This is a genomic window from Lacticaseibacillus daqingensis (assembly GCF_003946115.1).
Lineage (GTDB): Bacteria > Bacillota > Bacilli > Lactobacillales > Lactobacillaceae > Lacticaseibacillus > Lacticaseibacillus daqingensis.
The window spans coordinates 373,827-395,682 of record NZ_RHOH01000001.1 but is presented as its reverse complement, the minus strand read 5'-3'; the positions used below and the strand labels follow the sequence as shown (position 1 = coordinate 395,682).

Sequence of the window (21,856 nt, the reverse complement as noted above, 5' to 3'; positions counted from 1 at the left end):
TGCCGCTCAGCGGTCCGTGCGCGGATCAAACGCGTCGCGTAGGCCGTCTCCCAGCAGATTGAATGCCAGCATCAGCACCACGATCACGATACCGGGAAAAATCAGCAGGTACGGCTGCGTTTGCAGCGACTGCTGGCCGTTGGCGAGCAGTGTCCCGAGGCTGGCCGCCGGGGCCGGGATCCCGATCCCGATGTAGCTGAGAAACGCCTCGAAGAAAATCGCGGTGGGAATCGTGAACATCGTCTGAATGATGACCGTGGAACTGAGGTTAGGCAGCAGGTGCCGCCACGCGATCGCCAAGCCGGGCTCCCCGAGTGTTTGCGCCGCCAGCACGTACTCCAGGCGCTTGAGCTGTAACGTCTGCGCGCGCACCAGCCGCGCCATTGTGATCCAGCCGGTCACGGCGATCGCGAGGATAATGGACAGCATCCCCGGGCGGAACACCAGCAGCATCAGGATCACCACGACCAGGCTCGGCACACTTGAGATGATCTCGATCACGCGCTGCATCAAAAGGTCGACGCGCCCGCCTAGCCAGCCGGACAACAGCCCGTAGCTGACCCCGATCACCAGATCAAAGAATGTGGCGATGAAGCCGATCTGAAGCGAGACGCGCGTCCCCACGAAGATGCGGGACAGCAGGTCACGCCCGTACTCATCGGTGCCCAGCAAAAAGTAAACGGCCTTGGGCACCCGATTTTGCGCGTACAGGTCCACCCCGTTCAGGCGCCCGTCAAACCCCGGGATGTGCCACTGCCCCCACTTGGGGGGCAGGTAGGCGTACGCCAGGTTCTGCGCGTTGGGGTCGGCCGGCGACCACCACTGCGTGACCACAGCCAGCACCACGATCACCAGCAACACCCACAGCGACAGCAGCGCCGCTTTGTTCTGGCGCAACCGCCGCAGTGCGTCCTGCGTAAACGTCAGGGTGGGCGCCGCGATTTTTTCCTTTTCCGTTGCGGCCACGCGGACGGGCTTGAACGCGTCCGGGCCAAGCTTTGTCGCGGTCATCAGGCCACCTCCCCAGTCAAGCGAATGCGCGGATCGATCAGACCGTAGAGGATGTCGACGATCAAGATCACCACGGTCAGGGCAAAACTGTACATGAGGGTCAGGCCCATGATCACCGGATAGTCGTTGGTCGTGATCGACTTGACGAATTGCTCGCCGATCCCGGGGATCGCAAACACGTTTTCCACCACCAGCGAGCCGGTCATCAGGTCGACGGTCATCGGACCGATGATGGTCACGATCGGGATCAGCGAGTTGCGCAGCGCGTGGCGCGCCACGGCCTGCCACTGCGAATCGCCCTTGGCCCGCGCCAGCTCAATGTAATCCGTGTTCAGCACATCGACCATCTCCGTGCGCATGAAGCGCGCGGTGTTGGCCAACGGCGCCATCGCCAGCGCAAGCGTCGGCAAGATACTGGACGCCCAGCCGTCATCCCACAGTGCCACCGGGAACAGGTGCATCTGGTACGCCAGCAAGAATTGCAGTAGCGCCGCAAACACGAAGTTCGGGATCGAGCGCCCGATGATGGCAAAAATCGTGGCCACCGCGTCCACCCAAGTGTTCTGGCGAATCGCGGCGATGGCGCCCAGCAAGATGCCGAGACTCGTCCCCACGATCATCGCCTGCAGCCCGATCTGCAGCGACGGCCCCAGCCGGCTGGCGATCAGGTAGCTGACGGGTTGCCCCACGAACTGGTAGGACGTCCCGAAGTCGCCGCGCATCAGCCCGCCGAGGTATTGAAGGTACTGCCGCCACACTGGCTGATCCAGTCCGTACTGCGTTTTGAGCAAAGCAATCTGTTCTGCGGGCAGCTTGGGGTTATTGAACGGCGTCCCGGGCAGGCCCTTCATCAAAAAGAAGGTGAGGCTCGCGACGATAAACAGGGTCAAAACCAGGTAGCCAAGCCGTTTGAGGAGATAACGCCCCATCAAGATCCCACCTTTCCTTTCGTTCGTGGCATGTCAGTTGGTTAATCGGTCACGGTGGCGCCAATGTAGTTATAGGTGCCCGTGGGACTATATTGCAAGCCTTTGAGCTTGGGGTTGGTCAAGTGCGCCTGCACCCGCTGATACAGCGGCACAAGCCCCATCTGTTCCGTCAGGATCTTCTGCGCGGCCACAAGGTCGGCCCACCGCTTCGCCGGATCGGTGGCATCCGTGGTTTTCGAGGCCGCAATGGCGGCATCGTACTGCGCGTTAGACCACTGGCCGTTGTTGTAGCTTTGCCCGGTCACGTACAGGTCAAGGAAGGTGATCGGGTCTGGGAAGTCAGCCCCCCAGCCGCCCATCACAAGTTCAAAGTCGCGCGCCTGCGACCGTGCCAAGCGCGTCTTGAACGGCACCGACGCGATCGTCACCGTCATGCCAGGCAACTCCTGCAGCGCACTCTGAAGGTACTCCGCCGTGGCCTTGGCTGCTGAGGTGTCGTCGCTCAGCAGCTCAACGGTCACGCTGGTCTGCCCCAGCTCCTTCAGCCCGGCCGCCCACAGCGTCTTCGCGCGGGCCAGGTCAAAGGCCGTGTACTGGGTCACCCCGGCCGAAGCAGCTTGCACAAAATCGTTGCCGTTGCCCGGCGCCGTCGCCAGCCCGGAGGACGTCAGCGCGGTGGCGGGCAGCGAGCTGTCCCCCAGCACCTTGGTGATAAAGGACTGCCGGTCGATCGCCATCGAAATGGCCTGGCGCAGCTTGACATTGGCGAACGCCGCGACCTTCTTTTGATTCAATTCAAGGTAGAACACCGACGACTGCTTCTGCGCGTGAAAATCCTTGTTCGTCTTCGCGCTGGCGGCCTGTTGCCCCGTCAGCGACACATCATCCAGCTTGCTAGTGTTGTACAGGTTCAGCGCCGTACTGGAATCCTTCACCACCTGCGTTGTGATCGTCTGCAGGTGCACGTTCTTGGCATCCCAAAACTTCGGATTGCGCACCTCGGTCCACGTGTTCTCTGTGCCGGTCCACTTCTTCAGCGTGTACGGCCCGTTCGTCAAAATCGCGGTGGCCTTTGTCCCATAGGTCTTCCCGTACCGCTTCACCGCCGCTTCACTTTGCGGGAAGAAGGCGGGGTTCACAAGCATCTTCTGAAAATACGGGATCGCGTGGGCAAGGGTGACCGTCAGCGTAGTCGCGTTCGGCGCACTGACGCCGAGGCTTGACGCCGGGGCCTGCCCCGCCATGATTTCATCCGCGTTTTGGATCCCCGAGAACAGGTACGCGTATTCGGACTTGGTGGCGGGATCCACCGTCCGCTTCCAGCCGAACACAAAGTCGCTGGCCGTCACCGCCGTGCCGTCAGACCAAGTGGACTTGCGCAGGTGAAACGTGTAGGTCGTCCCCGCTGCGTTCACGTCCACACTGGTGGCCAACCCATTGGCCAGCCGCTGCCCTTTGTAACGGTACAGCCCCTCCATCGTATCGACCAGCGTTTGCCCACCGATCGTGTCCGTGTTCAGCGACGGATCCATCGTGCTCAGCACATCCGCCGCCATTCGGCGCCAGGTGCTGCTGGGTTGCGCCGTTGAACTGCCTTGGCCGCCACAGGCCACCAGAAGTATGGCAACCAGGAGCATCAGACTCGCTAATCCATATCGTTTTGCACGCATAAGTTACGCCTCCTAAAGTAGATTAGCGTTACTCTACATTAGGAGACGATTAAAGTAAAGTGATTCGTTTTCACATTAATCATTGAAGCCACCGTTTCACGTGAAACCTTATCTTAAATTCAGCAATCACCAATCGAATTAAATATTATTTATATAATATTCAGCCGAATCAAAGCCCCCACAGGCGCATCAAGTGTGCTTCTCATCCCGTTTTGAGTGGTGCGGCGGTTAGCCTCGGCCGCCTCCCGCAACGACTGGTTTTGCCTGTGTCCTAATTCGAGGCAAAAAAACGGACCAGCCGTCCCCCAAAGGGATGCTGGTCCGTCGGTCACAACGGGCTAATCAATATCGATCGTGTGCGGATTCTTCGCCTGGTCGGTCAGCTTCGGCAGCGTGATGGTCAACACGCCATCCGTGTACGCCGCCTTGATGTTGGCCTCGTCCACGTTTGGCAAGCGGTAACTGCGGCTCATCGTGCCGTAGTGCCGCTCGCTCATCAGCAGGTTGCCGTCCTTGTCCTCATGGTCGCTGAAGTCGTCCTTGCGCACGCTGATCGACAAGATGTTGTCCTGGTAGTTCAGCTGAATATCATTTTTCTGAATGCCAGGCACATCGACCTTGGCGATGTAATCATGCGCCGTCTCCTTGATGTCCGTCTTGAGCACCTTGTCCCGCGTCTCCGGGGCAAACAGGTCGTTCAGGTGCCGCATGCCAAAGAACGGGTCCGTCAGCCAGTCATTGCGATTCATTAAGTCATTTGCCATCGTCAATTCCTCCTTATCATTCCCACACGGCAGCCCTGGGCCGCCGCGCCTTCCGACACGCCGCGCAGGCACGCGCGGTTCACAACTGTGACAATTACCTTCTTCATGCTAGCAAGGTGCGAGCGCGCCACGCAACTCAGACGCTCAGTCGATGGCGATCTGGTGGTCACCACCGGCCGCGCCGGTCAGCTTCGGCAGCGTCACGGTCAGCACCCCGTTTTCAAGCGTCGCGCTGATGTCATTGGCGGCCACGTTCGGTAACCGGAACCTGCGGCTACGCGGGTCATGCGTGCGCTCAGCTAACAGCGCCGTGCCTTTCGGGGCAGCGGTCGCCTTCACGGCCACGGTCAGCACATTGTCGTGGTAAGTCAGCGCCACGTCCTGCTTCGTGTGACCAGGCACCTCAATGCGCGCGACATACGCCGTGGTGGATTCCTCAATGTCACTGGTCAGATCATTGGCGCCGTGAGCCCCCGTGAAAAACGGCTGCCCGAACGCACCAAAGAACGGATCCGCAAACCAGTCACTGCGTTGCATCATATCAGTTGCCATCTCGATAACTTCCTTTCACTCGGGGCGCTTGGCCCTTCCTTGTTTACATAATACATGGTAGTCGCTTTTAGCACTCGTGTCAATCGAGTGCTAACGAAAAATTGCACCTCTCTACCACCGGCTAGTAGAACTCAAGTACAGGCCGGTCTGACGGCGTTTTGAGAGGCTTACGTGGCTTAGACGGCTGGGGAGCGGTTTCAGCTGACCGTCCTTCTGACTTCCCAGCAGGTGTTTTCGGCTCATCGCCTTTCATGTACTTAGCAAAGGCATCCGCGGCCTCTGTCTTTACATCTTTACTGATATGCGCGTAGACCCTCAGTGTAATCTCAGGGGACTCATGGCCTACCAGATGCTGTACGGTGCTTACACTCGCGCCAGAGATAAGCATGTTACTGATATAGCTGTGTCGGAACTTGTGGATTGAGATAGCAGGCTTTAGCTTGTTGTCATCAATAATCTTCTTGAGGCGGTACGGGATGGTGGCCTTAGCAATGTGCTTGTTTTGTCGCCCATTAAAGACATACTGCTTAGTGCCTTCATTTTTCCAGCCCTTGATGATGAGCTCTTTTGCCTGTAGCTCTTTCCAGTCCTTCAGTACCTTTACAGTCTCCCCATCTAATGGGACCACCCGGTTACCAGCTGGGGTCTTAGGTGGTTCAATCTTGCCACCTTTGACCTCTCTACTGTTAGACAGGGTTTTGGTCACCTTGATAGCACAAGCTACCAAGTCCACATCACCCCACTGCAAGGCAATTAGCTCACCATGCCGTAACCCCGTGTATGCCAAGGTGCGGAAAATCGCGTAGTCCTTTAAGTTGGTATCACGGTCAATGCAACTGAAGAACTTATCCATCTGGTCCTTGTCCCAGAAAAGGTCTTCATCCTGTCCCTTGCGATGAGGGATTGGTGCAGACAGCCCTTTGGTGGGGTCTACCTTAGCCAGCTGTGATGCAATCGCAAACTTGAACACGGCCCGGGTGAAGCCCAGTGCGTCGTTCGCTAGGTACTCAGAACGCTTTTTCCAGCCGGTTATGGCTTTTACAATGTCTTCCCGCCGGATGTAGCCAATGCGCATCTGACCAATAGATGGGTACACGTATTGTTCGATTGCCAGCCTTCTATCAATCTTAGTAGACTCACGCATGTTTAGCTTGCGCTCTTCCCAATACTTTTCTGCCACATACTTAAATGTCAGCTTAGAGGGCTCGCGCACGTTCTTGTGTTCGTCAATGTCAGACTGCATCTTAGTAGCCGCCATGCGTGCGGCCTTTTCAGTGCTGAATCCCCGGCGGGTGGTTGTTTCCTTCTTGCCTGTTGCAGGGTTCACCCCTTTGTAAATCTTAAAGTAGTACTGAGTGCTCCCGTCTTTCGTTGTGTATGCTTTAATAGTTGCCATTTTATTTTCTCCCTTGTCTACGCTGGCAGGCAGTGACTTGGGTAAATCTAATGGCTTGGTGCTAGTTAGTGCTTTCCGGTGGTTCTACTAATGACTTCACCACGGCGCGCACGGTGGCTACTTGCGGGTCAGTCAGGGCCTTCCCTTTCCAACTATAAGCAACATCATCTGAAGCTAGGTCAACCACTCTTACAATTTTTGGCTTTTCTGTGCTGTCTAGCTTGGGTATTGTTTGCCTACTAATCTTAGGCCCCTTGGTCTCTTCATACTGGTTGAGAGCCCACATAATAGCATCTAGCGCTTGCCGCTTAGGCTCCCGCTTGTTGTTTTCGTAGGCAACAATAGATGAATAGGACACGCCAGAAAAGTTAGCTAAGTCCTTTTGGCTCAGGCGTCTAGCTACCCGCATGGACCGGATTAGTTCGCCAGTTTCACTCAATTCTACACCTCCCATTGAGTTTGTACATATTATGTCCAAGTTTTGTATTGACCTTCCTAAAAAGTCGTGTTATGCTTTTTGTATAAGTTGATGGTAGCACATAACTTGTACAAAAGAAAGAGGTGAATGTATGACTCAAGTAGCACAAAACACATTGAGCTCGCTACTGTCTGAAGAGTACCAGCAACAGTTGGTTGATAACCTGACTGAGCTGATGCAGGAAGCAGTGAAACACATGGGCGATGCCCCCAAGCAATATCCAGAATGGATGGATGGGAAGCTGGCGGCAGAGTACGTTGGTGTCAGCCGTACCACGCTGTCCAACTGGATTAAGCAGGGTCTTGCGTATAGCAAGGTGAACACCCAAGCGCGGTTCCGTAAATCAGACTTAGATGGGTTCTTGATGCAACACAGTTACTAAAATCACACGCTGGCAGGCAGTGGCCGTACCACTACCCTAAATGCTTCTGCATAAATGCACCACAACCTGCCTCAACCCACAGAAAGGACAAACACATGATTAATGAGAACGCAGTAGCCGACTACATCACCGGCTTAGCCATCTTGACCCACAGCCTACCAGCTGACCTGAGAGATGCAAACGGCGACAACCTACCCGACTGCTTGACTCAGAGCCTGAGAGACCTAGCCGCAGAGCTGGGCGTGAGCGCAGAAGTTAGATGGGATACCCCGGGTGCGCCCGCCAACGTGGCTGTGGTTGATAGCCTATCCTTAGCCCGCCTCATCCAAGGCACTCGCCTCATTCAGGAAGGGTATGCGGGACTGGGAGACCCTGAGGCCTTCACACAGGTTATGCGAGGTGATACCAATGCTTGACCTGCTACTATGGTTCCTCACCCATCAGCAGACTGTATGCGCCTTAGTCCTGACCTTCTTGATTGCCTTCACCGCCGGGGCCTTCCTACAGTTTGCAGAAGATGACAAAAAAGCTACTCAGCGCGCCAACGCCAAGTAGCCCAGATAACTGAATATCTGTAAGCAACCCACCTACGCCAATAGGTAGATATGCAGTGTATCAGCCAAGATACAGCCACAGTATATCATGGATTGCTATGTTTCCGGTATATGCAACGTGCCGGTATTATCGTCTAGTTAACGTATGGCCCGCCCAGCCGCCGCAATCAAAGTGGGCCGGTGTAGTAGACCAGTCACCCGCTACATCGTCATACCTTGGCGTCTACGGCCTTGCGACTATAAAGCTAAACTGTAGGGGTGGACATTCTGGTGGCGGAAACGTCACGGGGTACGCTCAGCCACTTGGTGTAATCGCGGTGTTTTCATGAGTTCGACCGCACTTCTAACGATAGATAAACCTCAAACTCCCACCAGTGGTACCACGGGCAGAATTGTGGTAGAGATTGAGTGCTGTTTGCGGGTGAGCTTAGCGCCATCTGCTATAACGGGCTGTGTATGCAATGGGGCAATGAGCCCCCACAGTTTGCCTTTTTGGCAAGGGGGTAACTATCAGCAATTACACAAGCCCCGGGGTGGCACTGTGATAGGCCTGTAGCGTCCTGAGAGAGCCGTGTGAGCGTCTTAGGGGTGGTGGCGTGTGCTTTCCAAGTTCAGTCCTTAGCCCTATCCTATGGATGCCTCAGGCGTTGTATAGTATAGTCAAAAAGGTATGAGGTGAAAGAAATGGCACATAACCCAATAGACAACCTTGGGCTTTATGGTAAAGGTGACTTAGTGAAGAGTCTTGGTGGCCCCGGTGCTGTGGTGGCAGGCCTCATTGGTGGCGGTGCTGTACTTGGTACTGTGTTTGGCGTTGGTGCAATGGGACTTGGCATCTGGGGTTTACACGCCCTGAAAAAGCACAGCACGGCAACTCTGATGTATCCGGCAGTGTTCGACAACGCAGACAATGATGGACAGTATACAGTGACCTTCCCGGATGTCCCAGACACGGTGAGCCAAGGCGCAACACTAGAAGAGGCCTTAACGGCGGCCCCTAATGCCCTAGCAGTCGCCCTACCAGACTATGTGGAGTACCCAACACCTTCTAGCTTTGAAGAGGTCAAGACCGCCAACCCGGGGCTAATTGTGCAGATGGTATCCGTCACAGTACCAGCAAAATGAGTAGACAAAAATAGGCCCCAGCCTAAGGTTGAGGTCTATTATTTTGCCCTACTCAGCAACTATGCAGGCGTCCCCATAGATGACACAATCATACTCAGTAGAATCAGAGGTGTCTTTGGTGATAACCCGCATATTGAATAGGGCATCAAACTCACCTTTATCTATTTCAGCCTGAATGCCTGCCAGTACCGCGTTGTACGCCTTGGCATATCCATTGCCCGCGTTTCCAAAGACAGAGCCTAAAGACATGGTTGCAGAATACGCATAGTAAGCAGGCTTCAGAAATACAAAGCCATCCGGGATGGTGTTTACACTGATGATGTACTTAGCCGTATCAAACGAAAACTTAGCGTTACCAGAAGTGGTGCGCGCCTTTCTTGGGGCTGGTTCAGGTTCTACAGGGGCTTGTACGGTCTCCTCTACTTGCTCAACGCGTTCATGGCGATGCTGTTGTACACCAGCATTGCGTCCTACTCGTGTGCGGGGTTCTTCTCCCATATCTGGCTCCTCCTCAGGTTGAACGGGTGCGGCATTTAATCGACTACGGCGGTCAGTGATTGCTTTCTGTTCCTCTGCCTGCTTCTGTTCTTGCGCCGCCTGTTCCTCTGCTTGCTTCTGCTCCTGTACCTTTTCAGCTTCATCGCGACGGGTGGCAACGTAAGCCACAGCGCGCCTAACATTTTCACGTGAGTAACCACCGGGCTCATCAACCCGCAGAACTGGATTGTTAATTATATGTACAACTGGATTGTACGTTACAGTAAATGGATGGTACGTTATAGTAACTGAATTGCCAAGGCCTTCACTGTATCCTTTTTCCATTAAGTCAGAGTGTGGAACCATTATAACCTTATCAAGTTTGTCTACTTTCCCATTTTCATCAATTAGTTTACTTGACGCCGGAAAATATGCGGAATAATAATCATTTATAAATACTGCTCGTGAATACTTCTTTTGCGTAAAAGATGTTTGGATTGGCTTGCACAGGGCAAAATGCCATTCTAGCTCTTTTCCTTCATGGAGTTGCCGGGTATCACTGGTTTCATTTTCCTCTAGCAATTCTATAACTCGCTTCAACTTGTCCAGTTCTTGCCCATCCATGTTACTGTAGAAATCATCTGCGAACTTTGCCAAGTGCAGTCCCCCCTTATTATCACTGCATTTATAATAGCATAAAGGCGGTATCATTTTGGCACGAAAAAAAGACCCCAGCATCTGCTGAGGCCCTAATGAGACTAGTATACAGAGCGTGTCCCATACGCCTTGCCACCCATCACACCAAGTGCGACATAGCGGACGCCAGTGTAGCTCTGGTACCGTGCCCATACCATGCCGTTCTTGACGTAGACATGGTTATAGGTGATGTGGTCACCATAGCCAAGGTGGCCGGTTACCTTGTACTGAGTACCTGCCCCGGTGCGCACATTGACCGTGACGCTTGGCCGGTAGAGGCCCCGTTGGGCGTAGTCAAAGCTAGACACCGGTTGAGCGGTGCTGGTGGCTAGAATCTCTACATCAGTCTTCTTGGCCCAGCTCATGACCCCATCCAACAGAACGCGGTCACCTGAGACTTGGCGCACGGTGTAGGTCTTACCCTTGATGTAACTTGGGATACTCTGCCCCGTAGCCCATCGACTAGCAGACAGATTGACCTTGACCGTGGTACCAGCCTTAATGTCAGCCTTAGCCGTGTGGTTGGCCGCCTGCCCTGCTGAGGTAGCCGGAGTAGATGTGTTTGGGGTCACAACCACCTTGCCCGTATCTGTCTTGTGGGAGCCGTCGTAGCCCTTGTGAGTGATGCCCAGCAAGTCCACGTTGCCATCTAGCCCCGCAGAGCCATATGAGCTGGTGAACTGCCAGATAGCGATACCATCATAGCTTGGAAAGTACTTAAATGGGGCTTCTGTTTGGACCCCATTCAGCGGGTACCCTGCAATCCAGAGGGAGTTGGGGAAGGCCTTGTTAATCTGCGAGTAGTAAGTGTTGTCATTCAGATAGTACTTACCGGAGTACAGCACAGGTGTGTAGCCTGCCGCCTTGACCCGGTTCAACCCGTAGATGATAGTGTTCGTGTTCGCCTGCTTGTCACCTGAAGCACCGGCCTCATAGTCCAGCGCTACAATAGAACCCTTTGGCGTCTGCACGCGGGGTAAAAAGCGGTCCATCGCGGCCTTAGCCACCGTGGTGTTACCGCCGACTTGGTACCAGATGTAGGTATGCGCGTACTTACCCGCCGCAATCGCAGAGGACACTTGGGTATTGTATGTAGCTTGGTCAACATAGTACCCATTATAGGTGCCCCCGACTTGGGCAATCACAAATTTGTCCTTGGCCGTGCCGTACTTACCATAGTTGCCCTGATACTTGGACCAGTCAACGCCATACTCCCTAGTAGCCGCGGATACGATACTTGAGGTAGAAAAGGCCAGAGCCATCACAGCCCCAGCCAGTACCACCATTAGCTTACTTGTCTTCTTCATTCTTGCCGTCCTTTCCATATGTGCTATGTAGTTGGGTCTTGAGGTCAGCGAACGCCTTTTCGACCGCATCGCCTACCATCTGCTCATCTGCCTTGGTGAACCCCAGTTTAGCCAGTGAAGTCATCACAGACTGCACCGCCCCTGACTTCTTAGCGGCCCCGGTCAACTGGTCAGTAACCCCCATCTGTTCCGCCGCAGTCACCGCCGCCTGAGCCAGTGGCTCAATAGCTTGGATGAGGGAGACCGCCTGCTTATTGCCTACTAGCCTCTTAGAGACAAACGCCCCAATGACGGGGATAACGGCCACTGCAATGCTCACGATTAACTCAGTCCAGTTGTTCATGTTCTGCTCCCTTCACTGTCTTGGTCAGTGCTTTCATCTGCGTAGTCAACGCCTCAATCTGCCGCGTCTGCTCATCTACCTTGCCCTGAAGTGCAATCACCTGAGCCTTGAGCTCATCGCGCTCTTGGGTGATTTTATCCAGCCGGTCGAACAGTTCTGCGGTGTGGTCAGCGTAGACATCCTCATGGTCGCCGTGTTTGATTTTGGCGACAAAAATAGTGCCAAGCGCGCCAACGCCAGCACTAATTACTGCTATCCACTGTGTCATCTTCTCCCTCACTCTCCAACAATGTTTGTACATCTTGTCTGATACGTGGGGGTACTTTGTCCAAGGTACGTTCACCCGCTCGTACTGCGTCTGCATACATCCTAGTCAGTGCTGGTAGTTGCATCGCTGTCACCCCCTAGCATCATGTCCGCCAGCTCCAAGGTTGCATCGTTAGCCTGTTTAAGCTGTGCTTCTAGGTCGGCAATCTTTGCGCCATAGTCTACTGGCTCGTCTATACTTGGCTGTTGGGCTTCAAGTTCTGCTTGTTTGTCCTTGTCAACTACCAAGTGCCCGTCAACCAGCTTGGTCGCCCCCAGAGAAATCTTGTCTATTTCAGACTGAGGCAGGAGTACAGTGTTAGTGGTATCAAAAGGTGTCTGCCACGTGTCACCATCCCAGAACTCTTGCTGGTATCCCATGATGTAGCCCGCTGTGTCAAGGTTCATCAGCACGGCCAGTTTTTCTTTTTCCATAGCTACCTCCTAGATTGCAAAGACACGACACAGTATAGCTTGAGCGTTCAAGTCTGTGCCGTTCTTGTCATCGCCCTCAATATTTGTGTCAGAGAACCAAAGAACCTTCACCATGTTACCGACGTTATTCATGCCCAGAGGAACGTCTATCCTGCCCACAGGAAGTTGCCGCGCGGCTTTTGGCAGAATCGTGTAGTTGTACTTGTCGTTCTGCCCAATACCGCCCTTATAGTAGTCCCACACAAGTAGCCAACCAGTTAGCGTCTTGCTGAGTGGTATGGACATGATTGCTTTGTCACTGTGCCAAGGATAGATACCGCCTTCCCAAGCCTTTTTCTCTGTGTTGTCTAACTGCTCAAGTAGTTGTGCCGTAAGCACACCGGTATATGTCGTTTCCCCATCTTGGCTAGATAGGCTGAGTTGTCCCTGCATTTCTAGTGGACCAGCCAAGCTGATTTTACCGTTGACATTCAGTTCGCCGTCCATGTAGGTGTCGCCCAGAATGTCAAGAGTGCCGTGCTGTGCCACCTTCCCAATACCAACTTGGGTCTTGCCCCACGACATCAGAACGTGGGCCACATCAAGAGTGACAACAACTTGAGTTGAACCGCCTACTGCATCTGTGACTACAAGTCGCACGTTATACTGCTTGGTTCCATCGTAGTCTGAGCCTAGAACCTTGGTATCCTCTGCGGAAGTGCCTGTATAAGGGATAGTCTCAATGTTCGTCCAGTTTGAAGCGTTTGCCAGTTGGCTATCAATGGCTACCTTGACTGCATTCTTTCCGTTTGCTAGTGGCAAGTTTGTAGATGATGCTTTGTAAATAACCGTGCAATACTGTCCATCTGATACAAAGCCCCCATTGGCGTTACTACGCATAGCAATTGCTGTGGTAATCTGTGGGGCTTGATAGGCTGTGACGTTGATGGTAACTGAGGTAGAGGCTTGGACCCCACGTGAGTCAGTCACAGTAGCCGTAGCCTTGACCGCACCAGAAGTACTGATAGCCGAACTGGTAGCACCATTCTCGTAGTTTGACCCCTCAAAGCTAATGGCAGTGGTCTTGATGGTCGCACCGTGAGTGGCGGAGCTACCCGACACCGTGAACTTGAGCTGGGAGATACCCTGAATGTAACTCCCTGCCTTGAACTGCTTAGCCGCCGTGGCGTTAGCCTCTGCGATGGTCAGGGTGCCCACCGTGGGAGTTAGCTCAGAAGCTGGTAGAGAGACCGTAGAATTACTACTAGCAATCCCGCCTATCATGGTACTCCCCGAGTTAGTGCTCATAATCCATGAAATAGGAACTGAGGTTGTGTTAGCCAAAGCCGCAGTCAGAGCGTTAGTTGCGACATCATTCAGTGTGAGGGTGTTCACCCCGCCGCCTAGCCCCTGCCACCCCTGAATCGTTGTGCCATTCAACTTCATTTCGATGTTGTGGCTAAAGTTTGCATGGTTAGCAATGTTGACAGTAATGTTCTGCCCTAGCGTGATGTTGCTGATAGAGGAAAATGAGCTGGCACGTGGGATAGTGTTCAGGGTGAAAGTTCTATCACCGGGGTTGACCGTCCCGATGTACCTGCCAGAAAATTTGATGTTGAACACTTGGGTAAAGCCAATGGTGAATGATGCAGTCCCATCAGCGTTATGGTTAATGGTCTGGTCTACCGCAATCAGCAGAGTTGTGGTGTTGTTTCCCCCGCCAATTACCGCGCTGGCATTAGTCCAGTGACCCCCAGTAATCCATAAGTCGGCCTGTGCGTTATGCGCGTCAATCCGGCCATAAGAGCCACGAACCAGATTAACATGGACAGTAACCTTTGACTGGTTAGCCGCAATGTTTTGAGTAGCTGACCAGTCCACTACGATGGTGTCAGAAGCAGTGACCGCATAGCTATAAGAACCTGATAATGCCATTTATAAACTTCCTTCCTACTCACCCACGAACGTGATTGCTGTTGTTTCGCCGTCTGAGCTGTATTTACTGATTTTGTGGTAGCCAAGTTTGATTGAGTTCAGCACTTGCAGGTCAGAGATATACATCTTTTGGCCGTTGACGTAGGCCACCTGCTTCCCACCGTCTTTGAATGTGAGTTGCTTGTTATCAACGGTGACAGTTAGTGGCGAGTCTGACTTCCCCAAGCTCAACCCGTTGCTGTCGAACTGCATATAGTTAGCAACGTTCGTAGTGACTGTCTGCATGTCATCAACCTTAGAGGCCATGGTAGATACAGTAGTTTTCACTGCCCCCGCCGTCTGCTCAACTTGGGCTAAACGTTGCAAAGACACCTGCTGGTCATCCGCCACACCGTCCAGTGCATCCTGCAAAGCCGCCTTGTCTTCCTCGTTGGCCGCCTGAAAGCTGGTGAAGTCTTCAGAACCAAGCACAGTGTTGGTGATAGCATCCGGTGTAATCTGCTGTTCTGCGTTGTCTACCCTAGACCCTAGGTCATCTATGGAAGTCTGGTCAGCCTTTAGCTTGATAGCCTCTGCATTTTCATTAATGCTGGTCTGCTGAGCCGTCACAGTATCGTTCAGTGCGTCAACTTCTGACTTTTCGGCCTTAGCTTCAATAGCCTCAGTGTTTGCTGACAGGGTTGTGCCCTGTGCTTTCACAGTCTGACTAAGGGTATCTACACCGGTTTTATCAGCCTTTAGCGCTAAACCATCAGTAAGGTCAGTAACTGACTTGCTAACCGTATCAATAGCAGTGCTGTTACCCTCTGAGTTAGCAATAGCCGTCTGAGCATTGGCTAGAGCCGTATCTGCGTTGGCTTTTGCATCCGCTATATCTGCCTGAGCCTGCTCTACAACCGGCTTGATGGTATTAACAGTATTGGCTAGTGCTTCAGCCGAGTCTGTCGCCACTTGCGCCTGCTTTTTGGCCTCATCTGCATCAGCCGCCGCGCTATTAGCAGTGTCCTTTGCGTCATCAGCCGTATTCTTAGCATCATTGGCAGTGTCCTGCGCCTTATCAGCATTAGTGTTAGCTGTATCTGCGGTATTCTGAGCATTATCCGCCGCTGTCTGAGCCGCATCAGCCTTCTTTGTGGCGTCATCCGCCGCTGTCATGGCCTGTTCCGCTGTCTCGCCCACCTGAGAGGCATAAGAAAAAGCCTTATCTGTTTTAGCAGTTGAGGCTTTCAGGTTGGTTGCTAGGTTTTTAAGGCTTGCGGCCACTTTATTGGGTTCAATCTTGTAATCCCCCACCGTAGCCGTGGTGCTGTTTTCGCTGTAGCTCTTAGAGATGTCCAGAACGGTACCAGAGAGATATAAGCCCAGCTCTGCATCCTCAATGTGGATGGTATCGCCCTTATGCACGTTATTAGGCAGTCTCGCCACATCCAAGGTGTAGTTGACCGCCGGATGGTTATACTTCTTCAGGTCAGCCAAGGCGCTCTGCAAGAGTGTATCTTGCGTCACAGCCTCATAGTTCTTAACATGGTTAAGGTAGCTGTCTGTCGGTGTTGGGTTGTCATTGCTTCTGAGTCTTGACCACGTTTTAACAGACTCAGTATCTCGTAAACTACCATCACTTGTTAAGATGTAGCGGCCTTCAGGGTCAGTCCACTTGTAGCCTTTCAAGGTAATTGCAGTATCACTACCATCAGGTGTGCCGCCAGTTGCATAGACAGCGTTATACATGTCGTACATGTCAGTATCAACCGTGATGGAGTTCAGTTCCTTGCCCACGCGTAGGGTTACAAAGCTATCCGTCCCAATGGAGTTGCGGATGTTGACATAGCGCTTCACGGGGTCCGTTCCATGAATGGTAAAGCTAAACTCTACTTTTACACCAAACTCAGTAGCAGTAGACAAAAGCCGTTCATAGGCGGTTTCTTCCCCTTCCCAGCTTAAAGTACGGGTATTGTTTGCCGCTTCATTTACACCAACCTCCCAACCTGAATCTGTAGCAAATAGTGCAAAGTATTCAGCAAATGTCATGGCCTTGCTTGCGGTGTAGCTGTTCACAGTTTCATTACGCAAGTCATTACCAGCAGAGTCACCGGCAAAGCTGATGGACTGAGTACTGGCATTGAGGTGGCTTTCAAGGATGGTTAGAAACTGGTCTTGGTCTTGGTCATCTCTATATAAAATGTAGTTACCAGTGGCCGCCATGGACCGCGCTTGAGTTAGGTTGTCACGAGTAAAGTAGAGGGTGCCTGAGAGTGCCACAGTAGCCGCTTCTGTGCTCTGTTGCTCAGTCTCATTGGCAACCCGCCGAGGTGACGTAGAATCCGTAGAGGCCACGCCTAAAACGTTATACTGTCTATCAGTAAAATAGAAGTCCACTATACATATGCCTCCCTCAACTCTACAGTGCAGTCGTACATATCCGCCCAACTACTGCTTATAAGGTCAATAGTCGTGTCACCTGGGGCTAGAGCAAAACCTTCCCAGTCATTGCCAACCGTATGCAAGTTGGGTGTTTCAACATCGTTTAGGTAAACGGCTCTGTTTGCTACGTCAATCTTCAGTGTGTCGCCATCCTTGTATCTGTTGGGTATGTTGTTCCAGTGGTTAACATTTATCCAGTCAAAATAGCTGTCTTCCCACTTTAGCGTCCAACCATTGGTATCAGAGAACCCTGTTAACCAGACAGTCCAGCCATCTATTTCTGAGGCATCAAAACCCTCTACTATCCGGGTTTCACTACCACCGCCACCAAGCCCAACACGGTCCAGCCTAAAGTTAACTTGGTTTCACATTTTAGTGATAACAAAATCATACTCGCCGTTTTTGTAGTAGTTGCGGGGTAAGTTATCCAAAAACAGGTGTTGGTCGTTCACAGTGCCCTCAAACATGAGCATGTCGGCAGAAGGAGAATAATCATACAGTAGCAGTGAGGCTACAACTTTATCACCCTTAGTCAGGTTAAACTCACAGCGCCCCACAGAGTTCTTGTTAGTTGCAAACATAAAGCGGTTAACCCACTGAAAATTACCGTTCAGTTTGCCAGATGAGTTTGCTTTCAAAGAGCCACTCATAGAAGGGCCTGACCAAAACATATCTTTGGTGCGGATACTTGCGGGTGTTGCTGTACCCGGGTAGGTGGTGTAATCAAACGGCCCAGTTTGCTCATTATGGTTCCTTGTATCCCCACCATAGTATGGAAAGGCAATTGTCCCCTTATTCAGCACAACGTCTGTTGGTGCACTGTCAAAGGTATAGTGATACGCCCGTTCAGAGCGTTGTTCCTCTGTTCCATCAATCTCTTCAGGGTTACCGAACTGCAAGGCACCACCCTCAGAATTGACCAAAGACACTACCCCATTATCACCAATCATCTTGGCTGTGATGACCGGGTAAGCCGCATAGCTCCCCTTGTTCGTCACCTTGACCGTCTGGCCCATCAGCCCGTCCATACCATGGTTGTTAAAGCTGGTGGTGGTGACTGAGTGAGCCACCCCGTCCGGCACGATGAAAGAGATTGTAACGGTACCACTGCGCCAGTCCTCTGCAATACTTGCTTGCCCATCTACCAACGCATTGTAGTAAACGCTTTCATCATCACCTAAAATCAAAGGGGCTGGCCCGTCATGTTCCAGAGCCGCCCCCAGTTCCCGTCTTACTACTGCCAAGTTGCTGTTATTAACCTGACCCGTGACTGTGATGGTACGGGCATCAAGGCTTGAATACTGCCACATCTGCCCATCTGACTTGCCCACCTTCTGCATGGTGTTCAGGTGCACGGCCCCTACGCCGCGTTGCACGTCCAGTATCACCATCCACTGTGCTAAGTCGATTCCGTTATACTTTACACTTATTCCGGCCATTAGAACCCTCCTATATCGTCTGCCAGTAGTCTTTGAACCGGTTACTGTTATCTATGATTGCTTTAACCTTAGGCGCTTGCTTCTGTGCTACTGCGTCCCCGTCAAGGTCTACGGTCACCGCAAAGGCCAAGTTAGATAGCAGTGTCGCGATGTTATCCAGCTTTTCAGCCAGCAAAGTGTTATTGTTCTCTACACCTATAACGTTGTTAGTGCTCTGGTTTTTGTTGATACGTTCGACTGCTTGGCCCAGCAACTGCCATGCCCGTGAGGCCTTAGCCTGAGACAACGGCATAACCATTTCTGGCCCTGCTTCACCAGCAACATGGGCGGTGTTAGCCGACATGCCCAGCAGAGTAGCTTGGTCCAAAATGCCACCATTCGCATACCACTTGATACCCACATGCGGCAGTTGGCCTTTAAGTGGGTTGAAGCTACCGGAGATTGAAAAGTGCGGTAGGTCGATATGTGGGATGCTGATGTGCAGGCCGGAGAACATGCGCTTAATGGCGGACACGCCCTTGTCTACCAGAGACTTAGCTGTTTCGATGGGGTGCGAGATTGCGGAGACAATAGAGCTAAAGGCCTTGCTGACCGTAGAGCCAATAGAGCTGAATGAGCCGAACTTACTTACAATCCAGTTCACCCCATCACCCGCGGCGTTCCTTGCACTAGACATCTTCTTGGATACGGCGCTTGAGATGCTAGACATTGTGTTGTTCCAGCCGCTCTTGGCGCTAGACCAGAACCCCGTCCAGTTGTCATGGATGGTGTCAGCCGCGTTAGTCGCATCCTTCTTGAGCTTGGATGCACCCTTAGACACCTTTTCGCCTACGCCGTCCCAGTACTTGTTCCAGCCGTTCTTAGTGTCTGTCCAGAAGTCATCCCAAGCCTTTTCCATCGCCTTGTTTTGGGCTTTCTGTTGCTTAGCCAATGCCTTCTGTTGCTTGGCGTCGGCCTTTTGGACATCGCGCCACCACTTGGTTACACCGTTGACGGCCTTGTGGGCATCGTAGCCAACCTTACCCAGAAAGTCCTCAGGCTTCTTACCCTTGATGGAGTCCCAGCCAGTCATGAACTTCTTAGCGCCTAGGCCGCCCCACTTACCGATAAATCCGCCAATCTTGGCACCAATCGCGGCTCCCAGCGGGCCACCAAAGAATGCACCGATACCAGTACCTAAGGCAGTCCCAATACCCGTGCCATAGTCTTCATACTGCTTGGTAGAGCCCTTCTTGTCTTGGGTACCTTGGTAGATGCTCATACCGGCGTCGATTGCACCACCAGCAATAGCCAGCCCGTTACCAACTTTTCCCGCTGTAGTGAGACCTTTGATACCACCAGCAGACTTGATAGACTGACCAAAGCCACCAAAGCTAGTGCCTGAGGTGAACTTGGAGAACGTGTTGCCGATAGAAGTAGCCAGCTTGGTATCGCCCAGACTCTTGAGGGTACCAAGTACAGAGCCAATCGCCTTGCTGAAGGCCAATACCTTGCTAGTCATCCAGATACCAGCCAGCACCTCACCAAAGAGCTTCACTTGGGCCTTGTGCTGAACCATCCAGTCCAGAATACTGTGCAGGGTCTTCAGCGGGTCAGTAGCGGCCTTGCCGTTCTTGCCAGTTACGCCCAGCAGATCACCAATCGTGCTCAGTACACCCTTAAAGGCTTCCCAGACACCACTGGCCAGTGTCTTTGCAATAGTCCAAGTGTCACTAGCCACGCCCTTGATGTCACTCGCGTGCTTTGCGAGATAGTCAAAGGTACGAGCGATAAAGTCATTGAGCTTCTGCACCCCGGCATTGAGGTAGTCAACCATACTAGTGGCGGAGTTGCTTCCCCCGCCGAACGCCGCGATGGTCTTGTTCAGCCCGTCTGCAAAGGTCTTGCCCACTTGCGTAAACATGGCCTTGGTCTTGCTGTCGGATACCCAGTTGGAGATGGTACCAATGATGGGGTTTGCCGCCGTAGTGAGCGGTGTGGTGATTGCTGACAGAAGCACGGGCATCTGGGACTTGACGGTTCTAATCATGCCCGGGATGGTTTTACCAAAGTTCTCTGTTGCGGCCCCGTATTCCTTGGCGGTATCAGTCAGAACCTTCTGCATCGTCGCGGAGCTGATTTTACCTTGGCTCATCAGGTCGTTCATCTGGGCCATGGTCAGCTTGTGGTTGTGAGTCAGCGCCTGCTCTGCCTTCAGCAGGTTGGTTCTGAGCACTGGGAAGGTATTTACAAAGGACATCATGTCCTGCGCGCCGACCTTACCGTTAGACATCATCTGGGCAAACTGAGTACTGAAGTTTTCTACAGCCGCGTCACTCTGCCCAAAGGCATCTTGCAGAGTCAGAACAGAGTTGGTTAAGCCCTTGGTGACATCCGCGTTCTTGGCTATGGCGTAGAATTTTTGGTTCATCCCGTCCACCATGTCCGTGGCATTGTTGGCCGCAATCGCCATCTGGTTGGTCATGTCAACCATCTGCTGACCGCTCTTGGCGTTACCCGTTAAGGTGGTCCAAGTGGCGTTCATCGTCTGCTGTGCTAAAGAGTATTCCTTAGCAGACTCAGTAGCAGAGCTAATCCATCCTGATAGGTGAGTCCATGCGGATGTGACCACACTAGACAGGATGTTGGCGGAGAACACGGACTTAAAGACAGATTGAGTCTTTTCGCCTTCTTTGGTCAGGCCGGAGAGTGCGGTTTTAATGCGGGTGAACGGTGACGGGCTGGCCTTCTTCATCTCATCGTTCAGGTCATCCATGCTGTTCTTGGCCTTGGCGATAGCCGTGGCCGTTTCGTTCACGCGTACCTTTTGCTTGGCATACTCAGAGCTGGTCTTACCCGTAGAGCTTGCAACCCGGTCCAGTTCCGCCTCTTGCAGTTTCAGTTGCTGACTCAGGTTAGACAGAGCCGACTTGTAGCCGCTCATCTTGGCTTGGTTGGCTTCTTGGGTCTTGCCCTCAGCTTGGAGTCGTTCCACGTAGGACTTAGACACAGCCCCCATCTGCTTGTAGCCTTGCTGTAGCTTAGCCAGCCCTGACTCTTGATAGGACATGGCAGACTTGGCCCGCTCTTGCTGAGCCTGCATGGATGACAGTTGCTTAGTAGCGCTGTCGATGTCCTTCTGGTACTTCAGGTAGGCTTCTGCTGTTTCCTTGGTATTGCCTTGCAGTTCTGACTGGCGCTTCTTGAGTAGGTCGATTTTCTTCTGCTGGGCATCAATCGACTTCCCTAAGCCCTCGTATCTGGCCTGACTAGCCTTGAGCGCATCGCCAGAGGACCGCAACATGGCCTCTTGGGCTTTCCACGCATTCTGGCTGGCCTTGACAGCTGAGGTTAAGCCGTTGACTGACTTAGTAGCCTCTACAAGGTCCAGAGCAATCTTGGTAGACATCTCAGCCTGTATTGTCTTTGCCATTTAGTCGTCTTCCTTTCTTGTATAAAAAAAGGGACAGGCGACTTTGGTGTGTCGTCTATCCCTTGGTAAGTTGTGAGTAAAGCTGTGCGGGGTCTACTGGCCGGTCTTCCTTGGAGCGTGCGCCCATAATCTGCAAAAGCCGGTAGTAGTCGGTATCATCAAACTGCTCAGGCGTGTAATGCAGGTTCACCAGCGTATCTTGGGCCATCAGGTCAAAATCTTCTAGCTGGTTTTGATAGGCAAAG

23 protein-coding genes are annotated in these 21,856 nt (G+C 52.7%); 4 read left to right on the top strand and 19 right to left on the bottom strand.

Going from position 1 to position 21,856, the window contains the following annotated elements; all coding sequences use genetic code 11:
* Nucleotides 1-6: 6 nt before the first annotated feature.
* From EKM88_RS01560 to EKM88_RS01530, 7 genes are all read right to left on the bottom strand, one after another.
* A complete protein-coding gene (locus EKM88_RS01560; RefSeq protein WP_125702422.1) occupies nt 7-1,011 on the bottom strand; it encodes an ABC transporter permease in 1,005 nt (334 codons plus the stop codon).
* Entirely contained in the window at nt 1,011-1,940 is a 930-nt protein-coding gene (opp3b, locus tag EKM88_RS01555; RefSeq protein ID WP_125702421.1) for an oligopeptide ABC transporter permease, read from the bottom strand. Before opp3b ends, EKM88_RS01560 begins: the two co-directional genes overlap by 1 nt.
* Before the next feature lie 41 nt (nt 1,941-1,981).
* Nucleotides 1,982-3,610: a peptide ABC transporter substrate-binding protein gene (locus tag EKM88_RS01550; protein WP_125702420.1), complete on the bottom strand. Its 1,629-nt coding sequence runs from the start codon at nt 3,608-3,610 to the stop codon at nt 1,982-1,984.
* A 338-nt stretch (nt 3,611-3,948) separates the two neighbouring features.
* Nucleotides 3,949-4,374 (bottom strand): Hsp20/alpha crystallin family protein, encoded by a 426-nt coding sequence (locus tag EKM88_RS01545; RefSeq protein ID WP_125702419.1) that lies wholly within the window; start codon nt 4,372-4,374, stop codon nt 3,949-3,951.
* A gap of 144 nt (nt 4,375-4,518) precedes the next feature.
* Nucleotides 4,519-4,926 (bottom strand): Hsp20/alpha crystallin family protein, encoded by a 408-nt coding sequence (locus tag EKM88_RS01540; protein ID WP_125702418.1) that lies wholly within the window; start codon nt 4,924-4,926, stop codon nt 4,519-4,521.
* A gap of 121 nt (nt 4,927-5,047) precedes the next feature.
* Nucleotides 5,048-6,322: a site-specific integrase gene (locus tag EKM88_RS01535; RefSeq protein WP_125702417.1), complete on the bottom strand. Its 1,275-nt coding sequence runs from the start codon at nt 6,320-6,322 to the stop codon at nt 5,048-5,050.
* A 61-nt stretch (nt 6,323-6,383) separates the two neighbouring features.
* Complete coding sequence (locus EKM88_RS01530) at nt 6,384-6,761, bottom strand: helix-turn-helix domain-containing protein (RefSeq protein ID WP_164511964.1); 378 nt, start codon at nt 6,759-6,761, stop codon at nt 6,384-6,386.
* Nucleotides 6,762-6,891: 130 nt separating this feature from the next.
* Between EKM88_RS01530 and EKM88_RS01525 the strand changes: the two genes are divergently transcribed.
* The 4 genes from EKM88_RS01525 to EKM88_RS13465 all read left to right on the top strand — a co-directional run bounded on the left by EKM88_RS01525 (nt 6,892) and on the right by EKM88_RS13465 (nt 8,861).
* A complete protein-coding gene (locus tag EKM88_RS01525) occupies nt 6,892-7,182 on the top strand; it encodes a helix-turn-helix domain-containing protein (protein ID WP_125702415.1) in 291 nt (96 codons plus the stop codon).
* Between the two features lie 95 nt (nt 7,183-7,277).
* The gene (locus tag EKM88_RS01520; protein WP_125702414.1) at nt 7,278-7,598 is read left to right on the top strand and encodes a hypothetical protein; all 321 of its coding nucleotides are present in this window, start codon (nt 7,278-7,280) and stop codon (nt 7,596-7,598) included.
* Complete coding sequence (locus EKM88_RS13200) at nt 7,591-7,737, top strand: hypothetical protein (protein ID WP_164511963.1); 147 nt, start codon at nt 7,591-7,593, stop codon at nt 7,735-7,737. Before EKM88_RS01520 ends, EKM88_RS13200 begins: the two co-directional genes overlap by 8 nt.
* 683 nt (nt 7,738-8,420) lie before the next feature.
* Entirely contained in the window at nt 8,421-8,861 is a 441-nt protein-coding gene (locus EKM88_RS13465; protein ID WP_225418403.1) for a type II toxin-antitoxin system HicB family antitoxin, read from the top strand.
* A 48-nt stretch (nt 8,862-8,909) separates the two neighbouring features.
* On the opposite strand, the gene EKM88_RS01510 is transcribed toward EKM88_RS13465, so the two are convergent.
* The 12 genes from EKM88_RS01510 to EKM88_RS13195 all read right to left on the bottom strand — a co-directional run bounded on the left by EKM88_RS01510 (nt 8,910) and on the right by EKM88_RS13195 (nt 21,819).
* Nucleotides 8,910-9,995, bottom strand: a complete 1,086-nt coding sequence (locus EKM88_RS01510; RefSeq protein ID WP_125702413.1) for a hypothetical protein — start codon at nt 9,993-9,995, stop codon at nt 8,910-8,912.
* 101 nt (nt 9,996-10,096) lie between these two features.
* On the bottom strand, nt 10,097-11,341 hold the full coding sequence (locus tag EKM88_RS01505) for a GH25 family lysozyme (protein WP_125702412.1): 1,245 nt from the start codon (nt 11,339-11,341) through the stop codon (nt 10,097-10,099).
* Nucleotides 11,325-11,684, bottom strand: a complete 360-nt coding sequence (locus EKM88_RS01500; protein ID WP_125702411.1) for a phage holin — start codon at nt 11,682-11,684, stop codon at nt 11,325-11,327. The genes EKM88_RS01505 and EKM88_RS01500 overlap by 17 nt, the downstream gene beginning before the upstream one ends.
* Nucleotides 11,668-11,952 carry a hypothetical protein gene (locus EKM88_RS01495; protein WP_125702410.1) on the bottom strand — a complete coding sequence of 95 codons (285 nt, stop codon included), beginning with the start codon at nt 11,950-11,952 and terminating at the stop codon, nt 11,668-11,670. The genes EKM88_RS01500 and EKM88_RS01495 overlap by 17 nt, the downstream gene beginning before the upstream one ends.
* Nucleotides 11,927-12,052, bottom strand: coding sequence for a CD1375 family protein (locus tag EKM88_RS13655; RefSeq protein ID WP_404819954.1), 126 nt, complete (start codon nt 12,050-12,052; stop codon nt 11,927-11,929). Before EKM88_RS13655 ends, EKM88_RS01495 begins: the two co-directional genes overlap by 26 nt.
* Before the next feature lies 1 nt (nt 12,053).
* A complete protein-coding gene (locus EKM88_RS01490; protein WP_125702409.1) occupies nt 12,054-12,425 on the bottom strand; it encodes a phage infection protein in 372 nt (123 codons plus the stop codon).
* Nucleotides 12,426-12,434: 9 nt separating this feature from the next.
* Entirely contained in the window at nt 12,435-14,339 is a 1,905-nt protein-coding gene (locus tag EKM88_RS01485; protein ID WP_125702408.1) for a DUF859 family phage minor structural protein, read from the bottom strand.
* A gap of 15 nt (nt 14,340-14,354) precedes the next feature.
* Nucleotides 14,355-16,715, bottom strand: coding sequence for a phage tail protein (locus EKM88_RS01480; protein WP_125702407.1), 2,361 nt, complete (start codon nt 16,713-16,715; stop codon nt 14,355-14,357).
* A complete protein-coding gene (locus tag EKM88_RS13460; RefSeq protein WP_404819953.1) occupies nt 16,715-16,930 on the bottom strand; it encodes a phage distal tail protein in 216 nt (71 codons plus the stop codon). Before EKM88_RS13460 ends, EKM88_RS01480 begins: the two co-directional genes overlap by 1 nt.
* A gap of 195 nt (nt 16,931-17,125) precedes the next feature.
* On the bottom strand, nt 17,126-18,199 hold the full coding sequence (locus tag EKM88_RS01475; RefSeq protein WP_225418402.1) for a distal tail protein Dit: 1,074 nt from the start codon (nt 18,197-18,199) through the stop codon (nt 17,126-17,128).
* 10 nt (nt 18,200-18,209) lie between these two features.
* The gene (locus tag EKM88_RS01470; RefSeq protein ID WP_125702406.1) at nt 18,210-21,611 is read right to left on the bottom strand and encodes a tape measure protein; all 3,402 of its coding nucleotides are present in this window, start codon (nt 21,609-21,611) and stop codon (nt 18,210-18,212) included.
* A 55-nt stretch (nt 21,612-21,666) separates the two neighbouring features.
* The gene (locus EKM88_RS13195) at nt 21,667-21,819 is read right to left on the bottom strand and encodes a hypothetical protein (protein WP_164511962.1); all 153 of its coding nucleotides are present in this window, start codon (nt 21,817-21,819) and stop codon (nt 21,667-21,669) included.
* Nucleotides 21,820-21,856: the final 37 nt, after the last annotated feature.